This is a genomic window from Streptomyces sp. NPDC127190 (assembly GCF_042672505.1).
GTDB lineage: Bacteria > Actinomycetota > Actinomycetes > Streptomycetales > Streptomycetaceae > Streptomyces.
The window spans coordinates 21709-29631 of the sequence record NZ_JBHXVE010000048.1 but is presented as its reverse complement, the minus strand read 5'-3'; the positions used below and the strand labels follow the sequence as shown (position 1 = coordinate 29631).

5 protein-coding genes and 1 pseudogene are annotated in these 7923 nt (G+C 69.0%); 2 read left to right on the top strand and 4 right to left on the bottom strand.

The window, feature by feature from the left end; all coding sequences use genetic code 11:
* Nucleotides 1-89 (bottom strand): annotated as a pseudogene (locus ACFVIU_RS38110) (IS5/IS1182 family transposase); the annotation flags it as partial.
* Nucleotides 90-434: 345 nt separating this feature from the next.
* Between ACFVIU_RS38110 and adhE the strand changes: the two are divergent.
* Together adhE and ACFVIU_RS38100 are read left to right on the top strand one after the other, a co-directional pair.
* Nucleotides 435-3122: a bifunctional acetaldehyde-CoA/alcohol dehydrogenase gene (gene adhE / locus ACFVIU_RS38105; protein WP_385848313.1), complete on the top strand. Its 2688-nt coding sequence runs from the start codon at nucleotides 435-437 to the stop codon at nucleotides 3120-3122.
* Between the two features lie 215 nt (nucleotides 3123-3337).
* Complete coding sequence (locus tag ACFVIU_RS38100) at nucleotides 3338-3802, top strand: pyridoxamine 5'-phosphate oxidase family protein (RefSeq protein WP_385848312.1); 465 nt, start codon at nucleotides 3338-3340, stop codon at nucleotides 3800-3802.
* A gap of 48 nt (nucleotides 3803-3850) precedes the next feature.
* Here the strand turns inward: ACFVIU_RS38100 and ACFVIU_RS38095 are convergent, their stop codons facing one another.
* From ACFVIU_RS38095 to pflB, 3 genes are all read right to left on the bottom strand, one after another.
* Nucleotides 3851-4066 (bottom strand): universal stress protein, encoded by a 216-nt coding sequence (locus ACFVIU_RS38095; protein ID WP_385848311.1) that lies wholly within the window; start codon nucleotides 4064-4066, stop codon nucleotides 3851-3853.
* A gap of 723 nt (nucleotides 4067-4789) precedes the next feature.
* Nucleotides 4790-5569 carry a pyruvate formate-lyase-activating protein gene (gene pflA / locus ACFVIU_RS38090; protein ID WP_385848310.1) on the bottom strand — a complete coding sequence of 260 codons (780 nt, stop codon included), beginning with the start codon at nucleotides 5567-5569 and terminating at the stop codon, nucleotides 4790-4792.
* Nucleotides 5566-7827, bottom strand: coding sequence for a formate C-acetyltransferase (gene pflB, locus ACFVIU_RS38085; RefSeq protein WP_385848309.1), 2262 nt, complete (start codon nucleotides 7825-7827; stop codon nucleotides 5566-5568). The genes pflA and pflB overlap by 4 nt, the downstream gene beginning before the upstream one ends.
* Nucleotides 7828-7923 lie beyond the last annotated feature (96 nt).

The following is a 7923-nucleotide window of genomic DNA, read 5'->3' as shown; positions in this document are numbered from 1 at the left end:
TGAGGCCGGACCGGCGCCGGCGGTACCACCCGCTGGAACAACGTCCACAGTTCTTCCGGCGCCATCCGCTCGACAAGCGCAGCAGTCATCACCCCAGACTGCCGCAAGATCACGCCAACTGAAATGACGTCTTAAGGACCGGCTGCGCAGCCGGATGAACCTGGTTCTGCACCGCAAGGAGGAGGCCCGCAGGTCGGCCACTCCGCCCCCGTGGCGCGGCGGCCGTGCCGGCAGCGGGGAACTGCTCGCCTGAGTCGACCGGTCTGGCCGGACCAGTGCCGGTCAGCCCCCGGAAGGGACCATCGGCACCTGGGAGTCGGGATCAGGCGGAAAGAGAGTGGAGGCGTGAGCGGCACCGAATCCCCCGCGGTGCCGCTCCGGTCCGCACACCGTCGGCCAACGCCGGCGGCTCTCGTCAACGGAGGCGCTCCCCAATGACCCGTCATCAGGCCGGAATCCAGGCAGCAGAAGTTGCCGACGCGCCGTCCGACATCGCCATCGCCGTGGACCAGCTGGTCACGAACGGACTCAAGGCGCTCGCCGACTACGACGCCCTCACTCAGGAGCAGGTCGACCACATCGTCAAGAAGGCCTCGGTCGCCGCCCTGGACCAGCACACCGCGCTGGCTCGCCTCGCCGTGGAGGAGACAGGGCGTGGGGTCTTCGAGGACAAGGCCGCGAAGAACATGTTCGCGTGCGAGCACGTCACGCACAGCATGGGCCCGATGAAGACCGTCGGCGTCATCGCCCGCGACGACATCGAGGACATGACCGAGGTGGCCGAGCCGGTCGGCGTGGTCTGCGCGATCACTCCCGTCACCAACCCGACCTCCACCACCGTCTTCAAGGCCCTGATGGCGCTGAAGACGCGCAACCCGATCGTGTTCGCCTTCCACCCCTCGGCCCAGCGGTGCAGTGCGGCGGCGGCCCGGATCGTACGGGACGCGGCCATCGCCGCAGGCGCGCCGGAGCACTGCGTGCAGTGGATCGAGACCCCGTCGGTCGAGGCGACCGGCATACTGATGCGCCACCCCGGCGTCTCGCTGATCCTCGCCACCGGCGGCAACGCCATGGTCCGGGCCGCCTACTCGGCGGGCAAGCCCGCCCTTGGAGTCGGTGCCGGCAACGTTCCCGCATATGTGCACAAGAGCGCGAAGCTGCGCCGGGCCGTCAACGACCTGGTGCTTTCCAAGTCGTTCGACCACGGCATGATCTGCGCCTCCGAGCAGGCCGTCATCCTGGACGACGAGATCTACGACGCGACACTGGCCGAGTTCCGCGCTCTGCACGCTCACCTGGCGACCGCCGAGGAGAAGTCGAAGCTGGAAGCCTTCCTGTTCCCGGCCGGCCGCACCAAGGCAGGCTGTGAACCCAAGGTCAACGCCGAAGCCGTCGGTCAGAGTCCGGCATGGATCGCCGAGCAGGCAGGCTTCACCGTCCCGGGCGACACCTCGCTGATCCTGGTCGAGGCCGAACGGGTGGGCCCGGACGAGCCGCTGACCCGGGAGAAGCTCTGCCCGGTGCTCGCCGTGCTGCGCGCCGACTCCGCACAGCAGGGCTTCGACCTCGCCGCCGACATGGTCGCCTTCCACGGCCAGGGTCACACCGCGGTCATCCACACCGAGGACCAGGCGCTGGCGGAGGCGTACGGCCGGCGCATGAAGACCGTACGGATCATCGTCAATGCCCCGTCCTCGCAAGGCGCCATCGGCGGCATCTACAACAGTCTGCTGCCGTCGCTCACCCTGGGCTGCGGCTCGTGGGGGCACACCTCGGTGTCCGACAATGTCTCCGCAGTCCAGCTGCTGAACATCAAGCGGGTCAGCGCGCGCCGCAACAACCTGCAGTGGTTCAAGGTGCCGCCGAAGATCTACTTCGAGGCGCAGTCCCTGCGCTACCTGTCCTCCATGCCGGACGTCCACCGCGTCACGGTCGTCACCGACGCCACCATGACCCGCCTCGGCTTCGTCGACCGCGTCAGCCGCGTCCTGCAGCGGCGCCACGAGCCGGTCACCCTCCAGATCATCGACAACGTCGAGCCGGAGCCGAGCATCGACTCCGTGCAGCGCGGCGCCCAGCTCATGCGGGACTTCCGCCCGGACACGATCATCGCACTCGGCGGCGGCTCCCCCATGGACGCCGCCAAGGTGATGTGGCTGCTGTACGAGCACCCGGACGTCGACTTCGCCGACATGCGGCAGAAGTTCTCCGACATCCGCAAGCGGGCCTTCCGCTTCCCGGTCCTGGGCACCCGCGCGCGCCTGGTGTGCGTGCCCACCACGTCCGGCACCGGCGCGGAAGTCACCCCCTTCGCGGTCATCTCCGACCCCGCAAGCGGCAAGAAGTTCCCGCTCGCCGACTACGCACTCACTCCGAGCGTGGCCATCGTCGACCCGCTGCTTACCGCGGACCTGCCCCCGGCGCTGGCGGCCGACAGCGGCTTCGACGCCCTCACCCACGCCATCGAGGCGTACGTGTCCGTCTACGCCAACGACTTCACCGACGGCCTGGCCCTGCACGCGATCCGCCTGATCTTCGACAACATCGAAGCGGCGGTGAACGACCGCAGGGGCCGACCCGACGCGCGGGAGAGGATGCACAACGCCGGCACGATCGCGGGCATGGCCTTCGGCAACGCCTTCCTCGGCATCGTGCACGCCATGTCGCACACCCTCGGCGCCACCTTCCACATCGCACACGGCCGCACCAACGCGGTCCTGCTGCCGCACGTCATCCGCTACAACGGCACCGTACCCGCGAAGCTGACGGGCTGGCCCAAGTACGAGCACTACCGCGCCCCCGAACGCTTCCGGGACATCGCCCGCACCCTCGGCCTGCCCGCCTCCACCGCGCAGGAGGGCGTGGAGTCGCTGGCCAGCGCGATGGAGCGGCTGCGCGACGTCGTGGGCATCGAGCCGTCGTTCCAGGCACTCGGTGTCGACGAGCGCGCCTTCCTCGCCGCTCTGCCCCGACAGGCCTTGAACGCGTACGAAGACCAGTGCGCGCCCGCCAACCCACGCATGCCGATGCTCGACGACATGCAGGAGATCATGCGCGTGGCCTACTACGGCGACGAACTGGGGTGGCCGGACACGGACAAGGGCCGAACGGCCCTGGTGTGAAGAGCCCAGAGGCCGTTCCAATGACCTGATCGAGCCTGTCCGCGGCCGCCCGACCCGGTACGCCGCGGACAGGCAGCCGCGCAGGCCTCGAAGGGACGTCGCACATGCCTTACCGGCGCACCGCTCGTCGCGACGGTGACAGACCATGCGTCCGCCTGGCCGCGCCGGCCGAAGACACACCGCAGTGAGCAACGAAACCGCATGGAAGCCACCCCGTGACCACTGACACCACGCAGACTGTCCCGAGCGGGCCGCGCCGGAGCATCGAGCTCGACGGCGACGAAGCCCTGCGGCTGCTGGGCAGCGTCTCCTTCGGCAGGATCGTCTTCACCCGCCAGGCACTGCCGACCGTCCGCCCGGTCAACCACGTCCTGGACAATGGCGACATCGTCATCCGCACCCATGAGGGCGCGGCGCTGACCGCATGCGGCGGGCAGGCCGACGGCCAAGGCGTCGTGGTGGCATATGAGGCCGACTCCATAGACCCCGACACTCACCTCGGCTGGAGCGTCGTGGTCACCGGCTACGCCCGGCTGGTGACCGACTCGCATGAGCTGGCCCGCTACCAGGAACTGCTCACCCCCTGGGTGAACCAGACCATGGACTATGCGGTACGCATCCGTCCCGACCTGATCACCGGGGTCCGGCTCACTGCGGACGAGGAGCACGAGCCCGCCTGATCGCGATGTTCGATTCCGACTGAAGGCGGCGTGAGTACTGGAGGGTTCTCACGCCGCCTTCAGTGGGATACGGGTTCTGGCTCGCCCGGCAACCTGTCGGTCCTGGGGGACCACCGCGACCGGTGCGGTGGCGTGGTGCAGCACCGCGTGGGCGACCGGGCCGATCAACGCGCCGATCGGCGTCCGGCGCAGGCGGCGGCCGATCACGACGAGGGACGCGTCGCGCGAGGCCTTCACGAGGTGCGAGCCGGCCTTGCCGATCACGGCCTGCTGTCACCTCGACGCCGGGGAACGTGTCGCTCCAGGGCTCCAGCGCCTCGGACAGGGCACGGTGCATCTCGCCGGTGAGTTCGTCGTGCAGTTCGGCGTTGAGGTCGCCGCCGTTGTCGTAGGAGGGCAGTTCCGGGTTCCGGCCATGGACGACGCGCAGCCTCGCGGCACACTGAGAGGCGGCTTCGAAGGCGAATTCGATCACGGTGTCGTTCGGAGCCGCAGAGTCGAGGCCGAGGACGACGTCGCGGAACGGCGTCGGCCCGGACCGGAAGGCGCCGGGCTGGTGTTCGTCCTCGGGGCGCAGGCCCACCCCGCACGAGGACGACAGGCCGTCGGCTGCCCGCCACGACCGCCTGGGCGACGGACCCGGGCAAGAAGCCAGCCGCGCCGCCCAAGCCCCTGAGACCCCAGCACCAACAGGCCGGCTTTCCGAGCCACGCCGAGCAAGGCGGTGACGGGTTCTTCGGTACGACGGTCTCGGTGGTGGTCCGCAGGCCCGGGTGGGGCCGCGCGATCGTCGCTTCGGTCTCGCGAAGCATGTGGTCCGCCCAGCGAATCCGCTCGTCCGGACTCAGGGAGGGCTGGGATGCCCCACCCAGGGAGACGGAGGGTTGCTGCCGCCCAAGGGCGTGGACCAGGTGCAGCGGGAGGTCCCGGAGCAGGGCTTCCCTGGCTGCCCAGTCGGCGGCGGTCAGGCTCTCCGGGGATCCGTCCTCACAGCGCCCGCAGTCCGTGCTCCCGGAACTGCTCGCGCACGCGTTCCGTCAGCTCCGGATCGGGCACGGGCGTGTCGCGTAGCGGGAAGTCGATACCCAGAGCGTCGTACTTGTGGGCGCCGAGTTTGTGGAAGGGCAGGACGTCCACCCGGTCGACGTTGCTCAGCCCGGCTAGGAAGGCGCCGAGAGCGTGAACGGCGGACGGGTCGTCGGTCCAGCCGGGGACGAGGACGTAACGGATGTGCACGGGGACGGCCAGCCGATCCAGCAAGGTGGCGAAGTTGAGCGTGGGGGCCAGCCGGCCGCCGGTGAGCCTGCGGTAGGTGGTGGCGTCGAACGACTTGATGTCCAGCAGCACCAGGTCGGTGTCGGCGAGGAGTTCGTCGGAGGCACGCGCACCCAGGAATCCGGAGGTGTCCAGCGCCGTGTGAAGTCCGGCCTCCTTGCAGCGGTGCAGGAGGGAGCCGGTGAATTCCGGCTGGAGCAGCGGTTCTCCGCCGGTGATGGTCACCCCTCCCCCGGCCGTGGTCAGGAAACCCCGGTACTTCTCGATCTCCTCCATCACCTCGTCGACCGAGGCCTCCCGCCCCTCACGCATGTGCCAGGTGTCCGGATTGGCGCAGTACAGGCAGCGCAACGGGCAGCCGCTGACGAACAGGACGAACCGGGTCCCGGGACCGTCCACGCCGGTGGACAGGTCCCAGGAGTGCACCCGGCCCGTGAGCGGTCCCGTTGCCGGGGCCGCCTGCCGTGACGCGGAGGTCGCCGTGGTGTTCACAGCGACCCGTGGAAGGTGCGGCTGATCACGTCGAGCTGCTGCTCACGCGTGAGCCGGACGAAGTTGACCGCGTATCCGGAGACCCGGATCGTCAACTCGGGGTACCTCTCGGGGTGTTCCATGGCGTCCTCAAGCGTTGCCCGGTTCAGCACGTTGACGTTCATGTGGAAACCACCGGAGGTCATGTACCCGTCGAGGATGCCGACCAGGTTTCCGGCACGCTCCGTGGGATTGTGGCCGAGCCCCTCGGGAGTGATGGTCGTGGTCAGGGAGATTCCGTCGCGGGCCTCCTCGTAGGGCAGCTTCGCCACCGACAGGGCCGATGCGACGACACCGTGCCGGTCCCGGCCGTTCATGGGGTTGGCGCCGGGTGCGAAGGGCTGTCCGGCACGTCGGCCGTCGGGGGTGTTGCCGGTGTGCTTGCCGTAGACGACGTTCGAGGTGATGGTGAGGACTGACTGGGTGTGCTCGGCGCCACGGTAGGTGGGGTACTGGCGCACCTTGGCCATGAAGGACTCCACCAGGTCGACGGCGATGCTGTCGGCGCGGTCGTCGTTGTTGCCATACGCCGGGAAGTCGCCCTCGGTGCCGAAGTCGACGGCGAGTCCGCTGGCGTCCCGGAACACCTTCACCCGTGCGTACTTCACGGCGGACAGGCTGTCCGCGGCCACCGACAGACCGGCGATCCCACAGGCCATGAACCGGTGCACCGGGTAGTCGTGCAGCGCCATCTCCAGGCGTTCGTAGGCGTACTTGTCGTGCATGTAGTGGATGACGTTGAGCGCGTTGACGTAGGTCCGGGCCAGCCAGTCCAGGACGTGGTCGTAGGCCTCGATCAGTTCCTCGTAGTCGAGGTACTCACCGGTCAGCGGGGGCGCGGAGGGCGCGACCTGTTCGCCGGTCATCTCGTCGCGGCCCCCGTTGACCGCGTAGAGCAGCGCCTTTGCGAGGTTGACACGTGCGCCGAAGAACTGCATCTGCCTGCCGACCGCCATGGCGGAGACGCAGCAGGCGATCGCGGTGTCGTCCCCGGTCCGGGGGCGCAGCAGGTCGTCGGATTCGTACTGGACGGCGCTGGTGTCGATGGAGACCTGGGCGCAGAACTCCTTGAAGCCGTCGGGCAACCGGGGCGACCAGAGCACGGTCAGGTTGGGTTCGGGGGCGGGGCCGAGGTTGTAGAGGGTCTGCAGGAAGCGGAAGGAGGTGCGGGTGACCAGGGTCCGGCCGTCGGCGCCCATGCCGCCGATCGACTCCGTCACCCAGGTCGGGTCACCGGAGAACAGGGCGTCGTACTCGGGAGTGCGCAGGAACCGCACGATCCGCAGCTTGATCACAAAGTCGTCGATCAGCTCCTGGGCCCTCCTCTCGTCGATGATTCCGTCCGCCAGGTCCCGCTGCAGGTAGACGTCGAGGAAGGTGGAGGTGCGGCCGAGCGACATGGCCGCACCGTTCTGCTCCTTCACCGCAGCCAGATAGCCGAGGTAGAGCCACTGCACAGCCTCCTGGGCAGTGGCGGCGGGGCGGGACACATCACAGCCGTAGGACGCCGCCATCCGCGTCAGCTCGTCCAAGGCCCTCATCTGCTCGGCGAGTTCCTCCCGGTCACGGATGACCTCGGTGGAGGACGCACAGGCGTCGAGCAGGGCACGCTCGGCCTTCTTGGCCTCGATCAGACGGTCCGTTCCGTACAGAGCGACGCGCCGGTAGTCGCCGACGATCCGGCCGCGTCCGTAGGCGTCCGGCAGTCCCGTGATGACACCGGCCTTGCGGGCGGCGCGCATCTCCGGTGTGTAGGCGTCGAAGACGCCGTCGTTGTGGGTCTTGCGGTAAGTGCCGAAGACCTTGGTCACGAACGGGTCGGGCTCGTAGCCGTATGCCTTCAGGCCGTTCTCGACCATCCGGAGGCCGCCGTTCGGCATGATCGCGCGCTTCAGCGGGGCGTCGGTCTGCAGGCCGACGATCAGCTCACGGTCCCGGTCGATGTAGCCGGGGGCGTGAGAGGTGATCGTCGACGGGGTGGCGGTGTCCACGTCGAGGATGCCCCTGCGGCGCTCCTCGGGGAACAGAGCACTCACGTTGCGCCAGACGGCGAGCGTGCGCTCGGTCGGACCGGTCAGGAACTCCGGGCCGCCTTCGTATGGCGTGTAGGTGACCTGGATGAAGTCGCGTACGTCGATCCCCTCGCGCCAGCTCCGGCCTGCGAACCCACGCCAGGCATCGGCGGGAGCGTCCACGTCTGGACGGGTTGCCACGGTCATCACTGCCTCCGCATCGTTCGCGACACCGCACACGGACCGTTCCGTGCGCGGCTCCACTGACGATGCTCCTCACGCGCCCCGGGGCGGGGCAGGGCC

Coding starts and splice junctions, on each gene's coding strand:
- adhE (WP_385848313.1), top strand. CDS start 435: ATGACCCGTCATCAGGCCGGAATCCAGGCAGCAGAAGTTGCCGACGCG.
- pflB (WP_385848309.1), bottom strand. CDS start 7,827: ATGACCGTGGCAACCCGTCCAGACGTGGACGCTCCCGCCGATGCCTGG.